The sequence below is a fragment of the Kitasatospora sp. NPDC006697 genome (assembly GCF_042869935.1).
GTDB lineage: Bacteria > Actinomycetota > Actinomycetes > Streptomycetales > Streptomycetaceae > Kitasatospora.
In genome coordinates, this window is the sequence record NZ_JBIAGU010000036.1 from 54,869 (window position 1) to 71,881 (window position 17,013).

13 protein-coding genes and 1 pseudogene are annotated in these 17,013 nt (G+C 75.4%); 6 read left to right on the forward strand and 8 right to left on the reverse strand.

Annotated features, from left to right (window positions below; all coding sequences use genetic code 11):
* Positions 1-136 precede the first annotated feature (136 nt).
* Complete coding sequence (locus ACFYNO_RS35100; protein ID WP_388021595.1) at positions 137-1,570, forward strand: HEAT repeat domain-containing protein; 1,434 nt, start codon at positions 137-139, stop codon at positions 1,568-1,570.
* On the opposite strand, the gene ACFYNO_RS35105 is transcribed toward ACFYNO_RS35100, so the two are convergent.
* The 5 genes from ACFYNO_RS35105 to ACFYNO_RS35125 form a co-directional block, all read right to left on the reverse strand.
* Positions 1,567-2,592: a MerR family transcriptional regulator gene (locus ACFYNO_RS35105; RefSeq protein WP_388021596.1), complete on the reverse strand. Its 1,026-nt coding sequence runs from the start codon at positions 2,590-2,592 to the stop codon at positions 1,567-1,569. The two genes, ACFYNO_RS35100 and ACFYNO_RS35105, sit on opposite strands and share 4 nt — an antisense overlap.
* A 139-nt stretch (positions 2,593-2,731) precedes the next feature.
* A complete protein-coding gene (locus ACFYNO_RS35110; RefSeq protein ID WP_388021597.1) occupies positions 2,732-3,592 on the reverse strand; it encodes a biotin-dependent carboxyltransferase family protein in 861 nt (286 codons plus the stop codon).
* Entirely contained in the window at positions 3,585-4,232 is a 648-nt protein-coding gene (locus ACFYNO_RS35115) for an allophanate hydrolase subunit 1 (protein ID WP_388021598.1), read from the reverse strand. Before ACFYNO_RS35115 ends, ACFYNO_RS35110 begins: the two co-directional genes overlap by 8 nt.
* Positions 4,229-5,005 (reverse strand): LamB/YcsF family protein, encoded by a 777-nt coding sequence (locus ACFYNO_RS35120; protein ID WP_388021599.1) that lies wholly within the window; start codon positions 5,003-5,005, stop codon positions 4,229-4,231. The genes ACFYNO_RS35115 and ACFYNO_RS35120 overlap by 4 nt, the downstream gene beginning before the upstream one ends.
* Positions 5,006-5,158: 153 nt before the next feature.
* Positions 5,159-5,746 carry a hypothetical protein gene (locus tag ACFYNO_RS35125; RefSeq protein ID WP_388021633.1) on the reverse strand — a complete coding sequence of 196 codons (588 nt, stop codon included), beginning with the start codon at positions 5,744-5,746 and terminating at the stop codon, positions 5,159-5,161.
* A 255-nt stretch (positions 5,747-6,001) separates the two neighbouring features.
* On the opposite strand from ACFYNO_RS35125, the gene ACFYNO_RS35130 reads away from it, so the two are divergent.
* The 4 genes from ACFYNO_RS35130 (at position 6,002) to ACFYNO_RS35145 (ending at position 14,077) form a co-directional block, all read left to right on the forward strand.
* Entirely contained in the window at positions 6,002-7,519 is a 1,518-nt protein-coding gene (locus tag ACFYNO_RS35130) for a hypothetical protein (protein ID WP_388021634.1), read from the forward strand.
* Positions 7,520-7,768: 249 nt separating this feature from the next.
* Positions 7,769-8,620, forward strand: a complete 852-nt coding sequence (locus ACFYNO_RS35135; RefSeq protein ID WP_388021600.1) for a hypothetical protein — start codon at positions 7,769-7,771, stop codon at positions 8,618-8,620.
* 147 nt (positions 8,621-8,767) lie between these two features.
* Complete coding sequence (locus tag ACFYNO_RS35140; protein WP_388021601.1) at positions 8,768-13,336, forward strand: hypothetical protein; 4,569 nt, start codon at positions 8,768-8,770, stop codon at positions 13,334-13,336.
* A gap of 72 nt (positions 13,337-13,408) precedes the next feature.
* A complete protein-coding gene (locus ACFYNO_RS35145) occupies positions 13,409-14,077 on the forward strand; it encodes a TMEM175 family protein (protein WP_388021602.1) in 669 nt (222 codons plus the stop codon).
* A 41-nt stretch (positions 14,078-14,118) separates the two neighbouring features.
* Here the strand turns inward: ACFYNO_RS35145 and ACFYNO_RS35150 are convergent, their stop codons facing one another.
* From ACFYNO_RS35150 to ACFYNO_RS35160, 3 genes are all read right to left on the reverse strand, one after another.
* The gene (locus tag ACFYNO_RS35150; protein WP_388021603.1) at positions 14,119-15,309 is read right to left on the reverse strand and encodes an FAD-dependent oxidoreductase; all 1,191 of its coding nucleotides are present in this window, start codon (positions 15,307-15,309) and stop codon (positions 14,119-14,121) included.
* A 26-nt stretch (positions 15,310-15,335) separates the two neighbouring features.
* Positions 15,336-15,785 (reverse strand): hypothetical protein, encoded by a 450-nt coding sequence (locus ACFYNO_RS35155; protein WP_388021604.1) that lies wholly within the window; start codon positions 15,783-15,785, stop codon positions 15,336-15,338.
* 296 nt (positions 15,786-16,081) lie between these two features.
* Complete coding sequence (locus ACFYNO_RS35160) at positions 16,082-16,852, reverse strand: TetR/AcrR family transcriptional regulator C-terminal domain-containing protein (RefSeq protein WP_388021605.1); 771 nt, start codon at positions 16,850-16,852, stop codon at positions 16,082-16,084.
* Here ACFYNO_RS35160 and ACFYNO_RS35165 point away from each other — a divergent pair.
* Positions 16,839-17,009: pseudogene (locus ACFYNO_RS35165) on the forward strand (VOC family protein); the annotation flags it as partial. The gene ACFYNO_RS35160 and the pseudogene ACFYNO_RS35165 overlap by 14 nt on opposite strands.
* Between the last annotated feature and the right edge of the window lie 4 nt (positions 17,010-17,013).

Sequence of the window (17,013 nt, forward strand, 5' to 3'; positions counted from 1 at the left end):
ACTGTGTGCAGATGGGGCAGGCAGGCGGTAACCTACGGTGATTCCGGCGCCCGGGCGCCCGCACACCCCTGTCCCATCAGCCCCCGGTGACGGAAATCCCGTTGCCACGACGACTGCCGCAACGGATGCTGACCTCATGTTCGAGCCCGTGATAGCCCCCAGTGCCAGCCTCCTCGGCCTACTGCAAAGAGGACGCGGCGACGGGCAGCTGCATGCGCTCGCAGCCGACCGCGACGAGGCCATCTCGGCCCTTGAGGAGTGCGTCACCAGCGACCCGCGCACCGACTGGCAGGTGGAGAACCGCTCCCTCTACTACGCACGGGTCTACATGGACCTGGAAGCACCGCTGGCCGGCATCGAGCGGCACCTGTCCCACCCCGACGACCTGATCGACACCGACGAGCACCGCACCGGCCTCGCCCTCTCCGTCCTCGGCCACCTGGCCGGCTACGGGCGGCGGGACGCGCTGCTGCTGCTGCGCCAGTACGCCGCCACCGGCGGCAACTGGGCCTGGGCGCTCGACGAGCTGGCGCTGCGCGACGAGGACGAGGCGCTGCTCTCGCTCGCCCCCGCCGTGCTCGGCCGGTTCCCCAGCGATCCGCAGGGCGAGGCCGAGCTGCGGGCGGCGATCCGCGCCGCCTACGAGCCCCGCCCCTGGAGCCTGTGGGCCGCCCACCACCCGAGGGTGGCCGCGGCCGGCGAGCAGTCGCCCTTCGACCTCTGGCAGCGCCAGTTCCAGCGCCCGGCGGTGACCCCGGGCTGGAGCGTGGCCGATGTGCTCGCCTGGGCCGACCAGGCCGAGGAGGCCGGACCGGGCGCCGTGGAGCGCCGCGCCGCCGCGGCCGCCCGCTGCCTGGCCGCCGTGGCCCGCTCCGAGGACCGGCCGGCCCTGCTGGCCGCCGCCCGCGGCGGAGCCGAGGGCGCCCGCCGGGCCGCGCTGCGCCACCTCGCCGACCGCGACGACCCCGAGCTGCCCGCGGTGATCGAGGCCGCGGCGGCCGACGCCGATCCGGCCGCGGTGCGCGCCGCGCTGGACACCGTCGCCCGGCTGCGCGGCGCCCGTGCGCTGGCGGCCGCCCGCCGCTGGGCCGACCCCGGCACCGGCGGGGCGGACAGCGTGCTCGGCGAGGCCGCGGCGCTGCTGCTCGCCGACATCGGCGAGCCCTGCGACGCGCCCGTGGTGGTGGCCGGCCTGCGCAGCTGGCTGCAGCAGCACGGGGTGCGCGGAGCCGGGCTCGGCACCCTGGTCGACGGTGCGGGGCGGCTGGCCGCCGCGGACGCCGTCCCGATGCTCCGTCACGTCTACGGCGAGTCGGCCTCCTCCGACCTGCGCGGCCGGGCCGCCCAGGCGCTGGCCCTCACCGACCTCTACTTCGCCTCCGGGCCCGCCTTCGAGTGCCTGTGGGACTGCGAGGAGAGCACTCGCGAGCTGGCCGCGCGCCACGTGGTCACCACCGGCGACGCCCGGGTGCTGGAACGCCTGCGCCGCCTGGCCGCCGACCCCGCCGAGGAGGCCGAGGTGCACGCCGCCGTGCGCGGCCGCCTCACCTCCCGCGAGCACCATCGTTAGCCGACGTCCGCCAGGGCGCAGGCGATGTTGTCCGGGCCGCCGGCGCGGTTGGCCAGTTCGATCAGCTGCTGAACGGCCCGGTCCGGGTCGGCGACGGTGCTGAGCACCGTCTGCAGGTGGGCCTGTGGGACCACCGCGCTCAGGCCGTCCGAGCAGAGCAGGTAGCGGTCCCCGGCGCGGGCCGTGAGCAGCGACAGGTCCGGGGCGCCCGGCGACCCGCCGGTGAGCGCCCGCAGCAGCAGGGCGCGCTGCGGGTGCGAGGCGGCCTCCTCGGCGGTCAGCCGGCCCTCGTCCACCAGGGACTGCACCACGGTGTGGTCGTGGGTGATCCGGAACAGCTCGCCCTCGCGCAGCAGGTAGGCCCGGGAGTCGCCGATGTGCACCAGGGCCAGCTTGTCGCCGCAGGCCAGCAGCGCCGTCAGGGTGCTGCCCACCTCCTCGGGCGCGCCGCAGACGCCGTCCCGGACCGCCCGGTCCAGCGCGTTGAGCAGCCCGGCCGGGCCGACCGCGACCGGATCCACCGAGCGCAGCGCGGCGATCGCGGCGCTGCCCGCCTCCGGACCACCGAAGCCGTCGGCGACCGCGAGCAGGCCCGGGTCGGCGTAGGCCGTGTCGTCGTTGCGCTCGCGGACCCGGCCGAGGTCGGAGCGGGCGGCGCAGCGCAGGGTGAGCGGGGCGGCGGCGGCCGGCGGGCGGCCGCGCAGCTCGTCGACCAGGAAGGCGACCAGCTCCTGGCGGGCGGCGGTCTCGGCGAGCACCTGCTGCCAGTGGGCCGTCAGCTCCTCCGCCGCCTGACCGGGCGACAGGTCCACCAGGCGGCGGATCACGGCCAGCGGCACGCCGATCCGGCGCAGGTGGGCGACCAGGCGGGCGCGGTCCAGCTGGGCGGGGCGGTAGTAGCGGTAGCCGGAGGCGGGGTCGACCCGGTCCGGTCGGAGCAGGCCGAGCTCGTCGTAGAGCCGCAGCGCCTTGGGCGAGAGGCCGCAGGCGCGGGCGAACGCGCCGATGGTCAGCTGTTCCACCCGTCGCCCCCGTTGCTCCACCCGTCGCCCCCTTCGGCGCGGTACCGCCGCCATCCTGAACCCTGCCGTAGGGGCAGGGTCAACTCTCGAGGGTCAACTCTCTTCACCGTTCTCTTTACCGCTCCCCTTACCGCTCTCTTCACCGCCCGACGGGGACGAACCGCACGGGTGTGCCCGGGCGGGCCTGGGCGGCCGCGGGCAGATCGGCGGCCGGGACCACGCCGAGCACCGGGTAGCCGCCGGTGGTCGGGTGGTCGGCGAGGAAGACCACCGGCCGGCCGTCCGGCGGCACCTGCACCGCGCCCAGCACCATGCCCTCGCTCTCCAGCTCCCCGTGCCGGCGCCGGACCAGGGCCGGGCCCTCGGTGCGCAGGCCGATCCGGTTGCTCGCCGCCGCCACCTGGTACCGGGCCGCGGCCAGCGCGGTCAGCGTGCCCGGCAGGAACCAGTCGGCGCGCGGCCCCGGCAGCAGCCGCAGCACCAGCTCGGCGGGCGGCGCGGGCAGCGGGACCAGCGCGGCGGCGGGCGGCCCGTGCTCGGCGCCGACCGGCAACCGGTCGCCCGCGCGCAGCGGCGCCGGCCCGAGACCGGCCAGCAGGTCGGCCGAGCGGCTGCCGAGCACCGGCGGCACGGCGATGCCGCCGCGCACCGCGAGGTAGCTGCGGATGCCGAAGTCGGCCGGGCCGACGTCCAGCGTCGCGCCCTCGGGCAGCAGCACGGCGGCGCCCCAGGGCGCGGGCCGGCCGTCGATCCGCACGGCGGCCGGTGCGCCGGAGACGGCGAGCAGCAGCGGACCGCCGTGCGCGGTGACGGCCACGCCGCCGAGGGTGGTCTCCAGCACGGCGGCGGTCCCGGCGTTGCCGACCAGGCGGTTGGCGGCCCGGCGGGCGGGCTCGTCCAGCGCCCCGCCGCGCGGCACGCCGAGGTGGGCGACGCCGCGCCGGCCGGCGTCCTGCACCGTGGTCAGCGGGCCGGGCCGGGCGACCAGCAGCTCAGGCATGCTCGTGTCCCTTCACCGGGACGAACCGGACCCTGGTCCCGGGCGCCAGCAGCGCGGCCGGCTCCCGGCCGGTGTCCCAGAGCCGCACCGCCGTGCGGCCGAGCAGCTGCCAGCCGCCGGGGGAGGGGCCGGGGTAGACGGCGCTGTACCCGCCCGCCACCGCCACCGACCCGGCAGGCACCGCCGCCCGCGGGGTGGCCCGGCGCGGCACCGCCAGCTCGGCGGGCAGGCCGGTGAGGTAGCCGAAGCCCGGTGCGAAGCCGCAGAACGCCACCCGGTACTCGATCCCGCTGTGCCGACGCACCGCCTCCTCCGTCCCGACGCCCCAGAGCTCGGCCACCTCGGCCAGGTCCGGCCCGTCGTACACCGTCGGCAGTTCCACCAGCGGGCCCTCCACCGGGCCGGAGCCGGTGACGATCCAGCCGGACAGCCGCCCGGCCAGCGCGGCCGGGTCGGCCACGCCGTCCAGCAGCACGGTGCGGGCGGCGGGCACGATCTCGGCGAGGTCGCCCAGGGTGCCGTCCGCCCGTTCGGCGAGCAGCCGGGCGTAGAGCGCGGCCACCCGCTCCTGGTCGGCCACCTCCAGCAGCAGCGCCGCCTCGCCGACCCGGCGCACCGTCACCCCGCCACCCGCCGTCAACTGAACGCCTCCACCCGGATGCCGGCCGAGGCCAGCGCCCCGCGCACCCGCCAGGCCAGCTGCGCGGCGCCCGGGGTGTCCCCGTGCACGCAGAGCGAGCGGGCGTCCACCGCGACCGGCTCGCCGCCGGCCGCGGTGACCAGCCCGTCCCGGGCCATGCCGACCGCGCGGGCGATCACCGCCTCCGGGTCGTGCACCACGGCGTTGGGCTCGCTGCGCGGCACCAGGGTGCCGGCCCGGGTGTAGGCGCGGTCGGCGAAGGCCTCGGTGACCACCGGCAGCCCGACCCCCTCGGCGACCTGGAGCAGCCGGGAGCCGGGCAGGCCGAGCACCGGCAGCGGGCCGTCGCAGACCGCGCCGGCCCGCAGCACTCCGGCGACCACCGCCTCCGCCTGGTCGCCGTCGGCCACCACCCGGTTGTAGAGGGCGCCGTGCGGCTTGACGTAGCTGACCCGGGAGCCGGCCGCGCGGGCGAAGACCTGCAGCGCGCCGATCTGGTAGGCGACCTCGTCGGCCAGCTCGTCCGGTGGCACCTCCATCGGGCGCCGGCCGAAGCCGGCCAGGTCGCGGTAGGAGACCTGGGCGCCGATCCGCACGCCGCGCTCGGCGGCCAGTGCGCAGACCCGGCGCATGGTGGAGGGGTCGCCGGCGTGGAAGCCGCAGGCCACGTTGGCGCTGGTGACCACGGACAGCAGCGCCTCGTCGTCGGTCAGCGTCCAGCGTCCGAACCCCTCACCGAGGTCCGCGTTGAGATCGATCACCGAACCGGTCACGGCCGACTGCCTCCCAGTGCTGCTGCAGAGCTGGTGCTGCTGCGGATCGCCTGAGGGGATCGTAGGCCTTCCGAGCAGCCCGGCACCGCTCCGGCCACCCCCTTGGCGGACGCCCCGGCGGGGGCGGTTGGCGGGGCGTCAGGTTCCGGGGCGTCAGAGCGCGGGTGCGGTCCTCGCGGCGGAGCCGGGGGTGCCCACGGTGGTCCCGGTGGCCTTGGCGGTCCCGGCGGCGATGCCGGTGGTGGTGGCGTTTCCGGTGGGGGTCCCGGTCAGGCGGTTGATCGCGCGCAGCACGATGAGCAGCGGGACCGCACCGACCAGGCCGAAGGACATGTCGACACAGGACCAGAAGAACGGGATCCCGCGCAGGGGCCCGCAGACCAGCGCGAGCGGCAGGATTCCGGCACAGGCGGCGAGCGCCCAGCGCACCACGAAGACGTTGCGCACCGGATCGCGCAGCGGCCCGACGAAGGCACCGGCGATCACCAGGTGGGCGAAGGCCAGCCAGTCGGTGCCGTAGGCGAGGAACGGGTAGCGGTCGCCGGTCTCGGCGACGCCGCGGTGCACCCGCTCCAGCCAGGAGAGCAGGGCGCCCGGCACCGGCAGGTGGTGCGCGGCCGCCGCGGCCCAGCCGGTCTCGGCGCGCAGCGGGAAGGCGGTCAGCCCGCTCAGCACCAGGCAGACGATGAAGATCCACAGCCAGCGCCGGATCCGGCGCAGCTCGACGTTGGTCCCGGTCATCATGAACCCCTCCTGGATCGGGTCGGCCCGAGATCGGGTCGGCCTGACTCTAGACCTGTTTTTGAACGTGTTCAACTTACTGCGAAGGGGTGGGCGGGCCCGCTGTGAGGGGGTGGGCGAACGCGCTTCGGCGAGGTGGATGAACGCGCTTCGGGGGGTGGGTGAACTCGCTTCGGCGGGCCGGACGAAGCGGACAAGCAGCCCCGTTTCGGATGATGTCCCCGCCTGGCCCTAGGCTTGTCCCCCGTGACCGTCATCGCCGAGCAGCCGGCCGACCCAGAGCCGCGGCCGTCCACCCCGGTCGCCGCCCGCCCCGCGCCGGGGCCGGCGGCCGACGAGGGGCTGGCCCGCCGCCTCAAGGCGCTGGCCTGCACCGCTCCGCTGCACGACCTGGACAACCGCAAGGTCAACCTGGCGGGCGAGTACGGCGGCTACGCGATGGCCGAGGTCGGCCTGGCCGCCATCGACCTGGTCACCCTGCACATGGACTTCGACACCGGCGCCGACCGCGAGATAGTGCTGGGCCGGCTGCTGCCCCGGGTCGCCGCCCAGCACCCGGCGCGCTCGGGCGCCGAGCACCAGCGGGTGGCCCGCTGGGTGCTCGACTCGCTGATCAACGTCGGCAGCGTGGACCGCGGCTTCCGCGCCGTCTACGGCACCTTCGGGCCGGACGGCGGCTACCTGCGGCGCGACTACGACTTCAAGCTGATCGAGGAGGTGCCGGGGTCCGACGGCGGCGTCTACCTGCGCACCACCGACGAGGCGGTCAACGTCCTGGTCGGCGCGCTGGACACCGACGTCACCTCGGCCCAGATCGCCGCCGAGGTCAAGCTGGAGGTGCTGATCCGGCGCGGTCGGCTCGCCGACGCGCAGCTCGCCGCCGAGCAGGCGCGCTACCGGACCGTGCAGTACGCCGAGACGCTGCGCCGCGCGCTGGAGGCCACCCGCCGCAACGTCCGGGCGGTGGACTGGATGCAGGCCGTGCCCGATCTGATCGACGAGGCGCTGGAGCACATCGCCGACCGCTACCGGCACGAGAACGCGATCCTCACCAACATCCGCAAGATCCGCGACGAGGCCGAGGGGGCCGACCACAAGCGGCAGGCCGCCGAGCTGGTCGACATCGTCAAGGACTGCATCCGCCGGCACACCCAGTTGCAGACGCGGCTGCTGGAGGCGGGGCCGCTGTTCCGCGCGGAGCAGGACCGGCAGGCCTTCGCCGCGCCCGCCGCACGAGCCGGGCTGGACCTCTACGGGCAGCTGCTCGCGCCGGTGCTGGAGCTGCCGATAGAGCGGGCGATCCGGCCCACGGACGCGTTCTTCGCGCGGGGGACCGGGTTGCGCAGCCCGTCCGTGGTCCGGCTGACCGATCTGGTCGAGCTGCTGCTGACGCCGCCGGTGGAGCGCGAGCACCTTGGCGTCGAGCTGCCCGATCCGGATCTGGTGGCGACTCCGGACGACAGCCGGTTCTCGGAGAAGCAGCTGGAGGTCGCGCTGCACCTGCTCGACCTGCCGGCCGACGCGCCGCGGCGGCTCTCGGGGCTGCTGGCGGAGGCGCGCGACCTGGACGCCGAGCTGCCGCACCTGGTTGCCCTGCTGGCCGTGCATGCGGCGAGTCCGCCGGTCGGTACCGCTTATCGGCAGGGGGAGCAGCGGCTGCTGTTCGCGGTGGACGACGGCACTCGGCTGAACGACCCGGAATACGGCGGCGCGGATCTGATCCTTGGCAGTGCGTTGCTGGACGCGGCGGGGATGGCGGCGGATCGGCAATAATGGGCATTATTAATCGAGGCGATTATCGAGGGTGCTGCCGGGGTGGGCGTCGGGAAGCTGCCGGGATGATTAATGGGCGCAATTATCGCGGCGATTGATTCCGGCGGTTCATGGCAGTGATTAATGGTGGCGATTAATCATGCAGGATGAGCAGCGGATATCCCAATCTCTAATGTCGGCAATTAATGCTGGTCATTAATGTCGGCCAGTACCATGATGGACTTTCAGTACCCGAGCGGAGCAGAAGGAATGACCACTCCCCAGGACGGCGCCCCGGCGGCCGCGCTGACGCCCAGTGATGTCGCCGACGCCGCCCGGCTGGTCGCCTTCGGCCTGCAGGCCAAGCTGCTGCCGGCCCGCGATGCCGAGTACACCGAGCTGGTCCGCCGGTACCGGGAGGACCCGCCGTTCGCCCGGCTGGCCGACGCCGTCGCCACCGGCCTGGGCCTGGTGGTGCTGGAGGTCTCGCCGCGGGCCGGGATGGCGCTGGCCGGCGCCGAGGACTCGGTCTTCGCCGTGAAGATGGGCGACTACTCGCGCCGGGCCGCCTCCGAGGCCACCGACCGCTTCCTGCACGGCCTGGCCCACCTGGCGGTGGCCGCGCTCGCCTTCCCGCGCCCCGAGGACCTGGCCGACGACGGCTACCTGGGCCGGATCACGGTCAACGGCGTGGACGCTTTCGTCCGCCAGGCCTGCCGCCGGCTGGAGGAGCGGGCCGAGGCCGAGGGCGCCAACACCGACCCGGCCAGCGACGCCCCCGGCCTGGAGGCCGCCTGGCGGGTCTGGGCCCGCCGCTCCACCACCGGCGCCACCAAGGACGCCCGCCGGCTGGCCGGCTCCACCATCGGCATCACCGGCAAGGCGGTCGCTTTCCTGGTCGACTCCGGCTTCCTGCAGAAGACCTCGGACGACGCCGGCGGCACCTACCGCACCACCGCCCGCTACCAGCTCCAGGTGCGCGACCTGGCCGGCGGCGCGGCGATGGCCGAACTGCTGGAGCTCGGCGTGGTGGCGGTCAGCGACGGCTCCGCGAGCCTGCTGCCCGCCGACCACAGCGAAGAGCTGGTCGCGGACGCCGGGCTGCCGTTTCACTCCCTCTGACTTACCGCGTACCTCGACTTACCGACCGCTCCGACCGCTCGTTCCACCCCCGACCCCGCCCCGCCCTCATGTACCGCCCCCCGCCCGTTCCACCCCGCACCGCCGTCCCAGTCAGCCCCTCCACTCTGACCCTCCGTTAGGCAGCAGATGTACGAGCTCAACCGGATCCGCCTCTACTCCATCGGTCCGGCAGGCGCCCGCTACGCCGACACCGTGCTGGACCTGCGGGAAGTCGGCGAGCCGGTGGCCAATCCGGCACCACGCCAGCTGGGCATGTTCGGCGAGGAGCCGGAGGGCCCGCAGCGCCGCCCGGCCCCGGCCGGCGTGCTGTTCCTGGAGAACGGCGGCGGCAAGTCGGTGCTGCTCAAGCTGATCTTCTCGGTGATGCTCCCCGGCCACCGCAACACCCTGGGCGGGGCCAGCTCCGGCGTGCTGCGCAAGTTCCTGCTCGCCGACGACTGCGGGCACGTGGCGCTGGAGTGGCAGCACACCGTCACCGGCGAGCTGATCGTGGTCGGCAAGGTCAGCGAGTGGCGCGGCCGCCAGGTCTCCTCCGACCCGCGCAAGTTCGCCGAGACCTGGTACTCCTTCCGCCCCGGCCCCGGCCTCACCCTGGACGGCCTGCCGGTCGCCGAGCGCGCCGTGCTCGGCGACCCGAGCGCCCGCCCGCGCGGCCGCCGCCGCACCATGAAGGGCTTCCGGGACGCGATGACCGAGGCCGCCAAGGCCTACCCCTACCTCGACCTGACCTTCGAGGACGGCCACGACCGCTGGACCGAGCACCTGAACGAGCTCGGCCTGGACCCGGAGCTGTTCCGCTACCAGCGCGAGATGAACGCCGACGAGGGCGAGGCGGCCGGCCTGTTCGCCGTCAAGCACGACGCCGACTTCACCGACCTGCTGCTGCGCGCCGTCACCGACACCCGGGACACCGACGGCCTGGCCGACCTGGTGCACGGCTTCGCCGCCAAGCTCGGCCGGCGCGCCGAGCTGACCGCCGAGCGCGACTTCACGGCCGGCTCGCTGGAGCTGCTGGAGCGGATCGTCGAGACCACCGGAGCCCGGGAGTCGGTCCGCGAGGCGCACCGGTCCGCCGAGCGCCGCACCCGCCGGCTCGCCCAGGCGCTGGCCGCCCGGGCCGGCGCCGAGCGCGAGCGGGCCCAGGACCTGGCGATCGAGGTGGCCGCCGCCGCCTCCGCCGTCACCGCCGCCGAGGCCGACCGCACCCGGCACTCGCTGATCACCGCCGAACTGACCCACCGCCACGCCACCCTCAGCCTGGCCGCCGCCACCGCCGAGGCGGCCGGCCTGCGCCGCGAACTGCTGGACGCCCGCACCCTCTACTCCGCCTGGCAGGCCGCCGAGGCCGTGCTGCGCCACCGCGCCGCCGCCGACCGGGCGGCCAGGGTGGCCGTCGCGATCCGCGAGGCCGAGCTGGACGCGGCGCCCGCGCTGGCCGCCCGCGCCCAGGCCGCCGGCGCCCTGGCGCACGCCCTGGAGGCGGCCGCCGGCACCGCCGAGGAGCGCGCCGAGACCGAGGAGGAGCGCGCCGCCGAACTGCAGCAGGACGGCGCCAAGGCGCAGGCCGACGGCCTGGCCGCCGCCACCGCCGGCCAGAAGGCCCGTTCCGAGGCCGAGCACCTGCGCCAGCGCCTGGGCGAGGTCGAGCAGGAGCTGCAGGCCGCCGTCGAGGCCGGCTGGATCGACCCGTCGGAGACCTCCGACTTCTTCGCCGGCGATCCCGCCCGCGCCGCCCTGCACGCCGCCGACTCCGAGCAGGCCGCCACCGCGGGCCTGGAGCAGGTGCGGGCCGCCGCCGAGCAGTCCGCCGCCCGCACCCGGGAGGCCGCCGCCGCCGAGGGCCGGGCCGAGCTGGCCGCCGCCCGCGCGGCCGACGCCCGGGCCGCCGCCCAGCGCGCCCTCGCCGCCGAGCAGCGCACCGCCGCCCAGCTGGCCGGCGAGGACCGGCTGGCCGAACTGCTCGGCCTGGCCTCGTACCACGACGAGTCGGCCGACGAGTCGTCACGCCTGACCCCCGCGGTGCTGGACCGGGCCGCCGAGGACCTGGCCGAGCTGCTGGACTCGGCCGTCTCCAGCGCCGAGCGCACCCTCTTCGACCTGCGCACCGCCGCCGCCGACGACTCCCGCATCCTGGCCGCGCTCGGCGACGGCGGGTTGCTGCCGCCCGGCCCGGACGTGCTGGCCACCGTCGAGTACCTGGGCGAGCACGGCATCCCCGCGCTGCCCGGCTGGCGCTACCTGGCGCAGTCCGTCGACCCGCAGGACCACGAGCGGATCCTGGCCGCCCGGCCCGAGCTGGTCGACGGCGTGGTGGTCACCGACCCGTCCTCGCTGGAGCGGGCCCGCGAGGCGCTGCAGGCCGCCGCGCTGCTGCCGCGCTCCACCGTCGCGGTCGGCGCCGCCGCCTCGCTGGTCGCGCCGATCACCGAGGAGCCCGCCTTCTTCCTGGTGCCGCCGAACCCGGCGATGCACGACGAGTCCGCCGCCGACCAGGAGCGCCGCGAGCTGCGCGAGCGGGCCGGCGCCCGCGAGGAGCACATCCGCGAGCTGGCCGCCCGGCTCGGCGGCGACCGGGCGCTGGTCGCCCGGCTCGCCTCCTGGCAGGCCAGCTGCCCGCCCGGCACGCTGGCCGAACTGGCCGAGGCCGCCTCGGCCGCCGCCGAGCAGGCCGAGACCGCCGCCGCCCAGCTGGCCGCCGCCCGCACCGCGCACGCCGAGGCGGAGGAGGAGCGGGCCGCCGCCGCGGCCGTCTACGAGGAGCGGCGGGAGAACGCCCAGCAGACCCGGCGGCGCGCCGACGCCCTGGCCGGCCTGGCCTTCCGGCTGCGCGAGCGCCCCGCCTGGCACCGGGCGCTGCGCGAGCTGGCCGAGGACGCGGTGGAGTGCGAGCGCCGCCAGGCCGCCTGCGCCGAGCGGGCCCGGGTGTGCGACGAGGACCGCCGGGCCGCCCAGCGCGCCGCCGACGACGCCCGCCGCACCGCCCGCACGCTCCGTGCCGAGCGGGCCGAGCTCTCCGGCATCGTGGTGCCGACCGACGAGCCGCCGACCGCCTCGCTGCCCGCGCTGCGCGAGGCCTACCGGGCCGCCGCCCAGCTCTACGAGAAGGTCGGGGTCGGCGCCGACCTCCGCGCCGAGCAGGCCCGCGCGGAGAGCGACGAGACCGCCGCCCGGGCCGAACTCGACCGGCTCACCAACAAGGTGCGGGTGCGCGCCGAGGAGCTGCTGGCCAGCCCGGACGGCGCCGACGGCCCGGCCCGGCAGGCCGCCGCCGCCCGCGCCGAGGAGCTGGTCGCCACCATCGAGGCCCGCTCCCAGGTGGCCAGCGAGCTGCTGGGCCGGCTGCGCGGCGACGTCGAGCGGTCGGCGCCCGCCAGCGGCGAGAACCACACGGAGCTGCCCGAGGAGCTGGTCCCGGCCGACCCCGAGCACGCCCAGCAGCTACTGCGCGTGGCCACCGGCGAACTCGCCGAGAAGCGCGACCTGCTGGAGGGCGCCCGGACCGAGCACACCGAGCTGCTGCGCACCCTGCAGTCCGCCCAGTCGGCCGCCGCCGACTTCGACGAGGCGGCCGCCCAGCTCCGGGACGGCCTGCGCGACCACACCCCGGAGGAGGGCGAGGCGGCCGCCGAGGTCTACCTGGACTCGCTGTCCGAGGCCCGCAACTCCGCCACCGAGACCCGCCGGGCGCTGCGGGCCGCGGCCGCCGAGCTCTCCGCCGCCGACCTGGCCGTGCGCGACGCCTGCGACGCGCTGGTCCGGCACGCCAACGCGGCCCGCTACGAGGCGGTCCGCACCCCGGCCCGGCAGCAGATCCGCGAGCTGCCCGCCGCCCTGCTGCCCGAGCACGCGGCCGCCTGGGCCGAGGCGTTCGCCCCCCGGCTGCGGGTGCTCACCGACGAGCTGACCCAGCTGGAGCGCAACCGCGGCTCGATCGTGGACCGGCTGCGCGGGCTGGTGGAGTCCTCGCTGGCCACGCTGCGCGCCGCCCAGCGGCTCTCCCGGCTTCCGGAGGGGCTGGGGGAGTGGTCCGGGCAGGAGTTCCTGCGGATCCGGTTCGAGGATCCGGACCAGGCGGTGCTGGCCGAGCGGCTGGGCGAGGTGATCGACGAGGCCACCCGGGCCGCCGTGCGGAAGAACTCCGACCTGCGGCGGGACGGCATGTCGTTGCTGCTGCGGGCGGTGGCGGCGGCGATCGGTCCCAAGGGCGTCTCGGTGGAGATCCTGAAGCCCGACGCGGTGCTGCGGGCCGAGCGGGTGAGCGTGGGTCAGATGTCCGACGTGTTCTCCGGCGGCCAGCTGCTCACCGCGGCCATCGCGCTCTACTGCACCATGGCGGCGCTGCGGGCCAACGACCGCGGGCAGTCCCAGCTGCGGCACGCCGGCACGCTCTTCCTGGACAACCCGATCGGCCGGGCCAACGCCACCTACCTGCTGGAGCTCCAGCGCGCGGTGGCGGACGCGCTGGGCGTGCAGCTGATCTACACCACCGGGCTGTTCGACACCACGGCGCTGGCCGAGTTCCCGCTGGTCATCCGGCTGCGCAACGACGCCGACCTGCGGGCCGGGCTCAAGTACATCTCGGTGGAGGAGCACCTGCGCCCCGGCCTGCCCGCGCCGCAGGACCCGGACGGGCCCGCGATCCACGGGGAGATCACGGCGACCCGGATGTTCAAGCGGCCGGCCGACGTTTCGTAGCGGATTCCGGGGTTCTCGTATCATCCTCCCGGCGCGGTCCTCGTGATCAACCGCGCCAGGGGGAACGAGACTGTGCCAATCACCACCTACCACCGGATCGCCGGCACCAGCCTGGACCGGCTCGCCGCGATCAGCGACGGCATCTTCGCCGTGGCGCTGACCCTGCTGGTGCTCGACCTGCACGTGCCGGAGCTGGGCCGGCTGCGCGGCGGTTCGCCGCTCTGGGCACCCGGCTCCCTGCACGGCGAGAGCGAACTGCTGCACGCCCTGCTGCCGTTGGCCGGGCGGCTCGGGGTGTACCTGCTCGGCTTCCTGACCCTGGGCATGTTCTGGCTCGGCCAGCAGAGCCAGCTCTCGCACTTCACCCGCAGCGACCGCCAACTCACCTGGCTGCACCTGGCGTTCCTCGGCGGCGTCTCGCTGATGCCGTTCTCCACCGCGCTGCTCGCGGAGTACGAGGCCTACCGGGTGGCGCTGCTGGTCTACTGGCTGCACCTGCTGCTGCTCGGCCTGCTGCTGCTCGGCAGTCTGCGGTACGCCCGGGCGGCCGGCCTGGTCCGGGAGGACACACCGAAGGGCCTGGTCGAAGTGGCCCGGCGGCGGATCGTGGTGGCGCAGTGGCTCTACGCCGGCGCCGTGCTGCTGGGCGCGGTGAGCACCTACCTGAGTGTGGCGCTGCTGGTACTGCTGCAGGTCAACTCGGCCGTGGCGCCCAGGATCCGCCCGCTGAACGCCTTCTGACGCCCCGTCGGATCGCCGTCAGGGCCGTCCTCACGCCGTCCTCACGCCGTCTTCGCCCAGTCGATCCGGTGCTCGAACTGCCAGGCCATCTTCTCCGGCTTCATCATCTTCATCGCGACCGGCAGCAGCGCGTCCCGCAGCACCCGCCCGACCGGGCCGGCCGCCTTGTTGCCGTTGGTCCGCTCGGCGGCCTTGATGATGCGCTCCACCCGGGGGCGGCGCAGCTCCTCGTACCGGGCCAGGGCCGCGGGGAGCGGCAGGTCCCGCAGGCAGCGGGCCAGTTCGACCGCGCTCTCCATCGCCAGTGAGGCCCCCTGGCCGGAGGAGGACGAGGGCGCGTGCGCCGAGTCCCCGACCAGGACGAGCCGGCCGCGGCTCCAGCGCGGCACCGAGGGCATGTTCTCCATCGGGCCGGTGATCAGCAGCTGCGCGGGGTCGGTGCGGCGGATCAACTCGGCGGCGGGCGTGCGGTCCTCGGCGCAGGCGCGCTCGAGCTCGCGCAGCCAGGTGTCCGCACCCCGGGCGACGGCCTGTGCCTGGGTCAGCGGCTCGGCGTAGGGGAGGTTGACGAACCAGACGGCGTTGCCGTCGATCACCTGGAGGCCGAAGAAGGCCCGCTTGCCGAAGGTCATGAACATCCGCCCGCCGGTGTCCGGCACTACCCCGGCGGTCGCGTTCATCGACCCGAACCCCTGCAGCCCGGCGTACCGGGGCCGCGGCGCGGCGGGGTCGATCAGCCCGCGCACGGTGGAGCGGATGCCGTCGGCGCCGATCAGCAGGTCGGCGGTGGCGGTGCTGCCGTCGGCGAACCGGGCGGTGACGCCGTCGGGCGCCTCGGTGACCCCGACCAGCCGCTTCCCGTGCTCGATGCCGATCCCGCGCCGCACCGCCTCCTCGTACAGCACCGTGTACATCTCACTGCGCATCACCAGCCGGGTGGGCTCCAGCCGCCCGGGGCTGCCGAAGACGGCGAGCTGCTTGCCGTTCCAGCTCTGCAGCACGATCGCCGCCATCGGGTCGCCGATCCCGCGCATCAGGTCGCCCGCGCCGATCACGTCCAGCGCCGCCAGCCCGTTGGGCGCGAGCCCGAGGCCGGCGCCGACTCCGTCGGCGGTGCCCTGGTAGGCCTCGTGGACGGTGGCGGTGATGCCCGCCTGCTGCAGCGCCATCGCGGTGACGGGGCCGGCCACGCCGCCGCCGATGACGAGCGCGCTCTCGATCGTCGTTCCCATCGCTCTCTCTCCTCTTTCTCTGCGGCTCAGACCCGGGCGGGGTCGACGACGGTGACCGGGCTGCCGGTGCGGTGCGCCCGGCGGGCGTCGTCCAGGAACTCCCGCGAGCAGATCGCCGACAGGATCGCGATGCCGCCGCGGTGGACGCGGACCTCGCTGTCGTGCGCGGTGCCGATCAGCCGGATGCGCGGCCCGGACGCCTCCGCGCTCGCGCCCTGCAGGTCCTTGACCCGCCCCCGGGCGGGCCAGGCGACGTCCCAGTGGTCGACGGTCGCGCCCTCGGGCACGAGCAGCTTGACCATCGCCCGGTGCAGGTCGATGCGGATCTCGAGCTCCTCGGGCAGCTCCGGCGACCGCAGGTCCAGGACGACGGCGGCGCTGCGGGCCTTGATCTCGTAGTGGGAGGCGGTGCTCCAGCGACCGAGGCGCTTGGTGCTGGTGTGGTCGGCGTGGATGCGCTCGATGAGGGTGTGCACGGCGGGGCCTCTCCTCCGTTAGCGGGGCCGGCGCTCTGTCGGCTCCTCCATAGTTGCACCGAATCTAGTTTCAATGCAACTAGTTCTTCTGTGATTAGTTGGCGGCATGCAGAAGCCGCTGTGCGCGAAGGGCGCACAGCGGCTGATGGGGAAGGGGGATGTGGGCCTGTCGGGGGTCGGGTCCGGCTCGTCGGCCGTTCAGCGTGCAGCCGGGTCGGCTGCACGCAGGAAGTACCCACCGATACCAAGCCCACGTGCCATGCCGTCCTCCTGCCGGCCGACCGTCGGGCGGGCCGTCAACTCGCCGTCGGTCGCTCGATCAGCGCCGCCAGGCCGTCCAGCACTCGGGCCAGGCCGAACTCGTAGGTGTGCGCTGGGCTGTACGCGCCGCCGTGGGCCGCGCCCGCTGCCGCGCCGACCCGGGCGGCGGTGGGGTAGCGGGCCGGGTCGAAGACGCGGGCGAGCAACTCCGCATTGCCCGCCCACCACTGCTCGTCGCTCATCGCGCTCTCCTGCTCGGCGGCCCGCTCGTCGGCGGTCATCCGGGCGCAGGTCTGCACGAAGCCGAGCAGGAGGGTCAGGGCGGCGTCGAGCTCGACGTCGTCCAGGCCGGTGCCGTCCAGCGCGCGCAGCTCGTACTCGTACTTGGCCATCATGCCGGGGCCGAGCGGCGGGCGGCTGGTGGCGACGGCGGCGATCCACGGGTGGGCGTGGTGGAGGGCGCGGTTGTCGTCGGCGACGGCGGTGGCCCGGGCGCGCCAGTCGTCGGCGGCGGGCGTGCTGCGCGGCATCCAGGCGTAGAGCCTGTCGAGCATCAGGTCGAGCAACTCGGCCTTGCCGGGGACGTAGGTGTAGAGCGCCATCGCCGAGAGGCCGAGCGTCTGGGCGACCCGGCGCATGGTGACGGCCTCGACGCCCTCGGCGTCCGCCAGGTCGATGGCGACCGTGGCGATCTGCGCCGACGAGTACGTCTGGGGGCGGCCGCGCCGACCGGCGGGGGTGGTCGGCTCGCCCCACAGCAGGGCGAGGGTGCGTGCCGGATCTCCCGCTCCGATCCTGGCCTTCACCGTCGACGACCTCGCCGGAGAGGAGGCCCGGCTGCGGGCGGCGGGCGTGGAGATCACCATGCCGCTGCGCGAGGAGCCCTGGGGCGAGCGGCTGTTCCAGGTGACGGACCCCAACGGCGTGGTGATCCAGCTGGTCGAGTGGGCCGCCACGGAGTGACCTG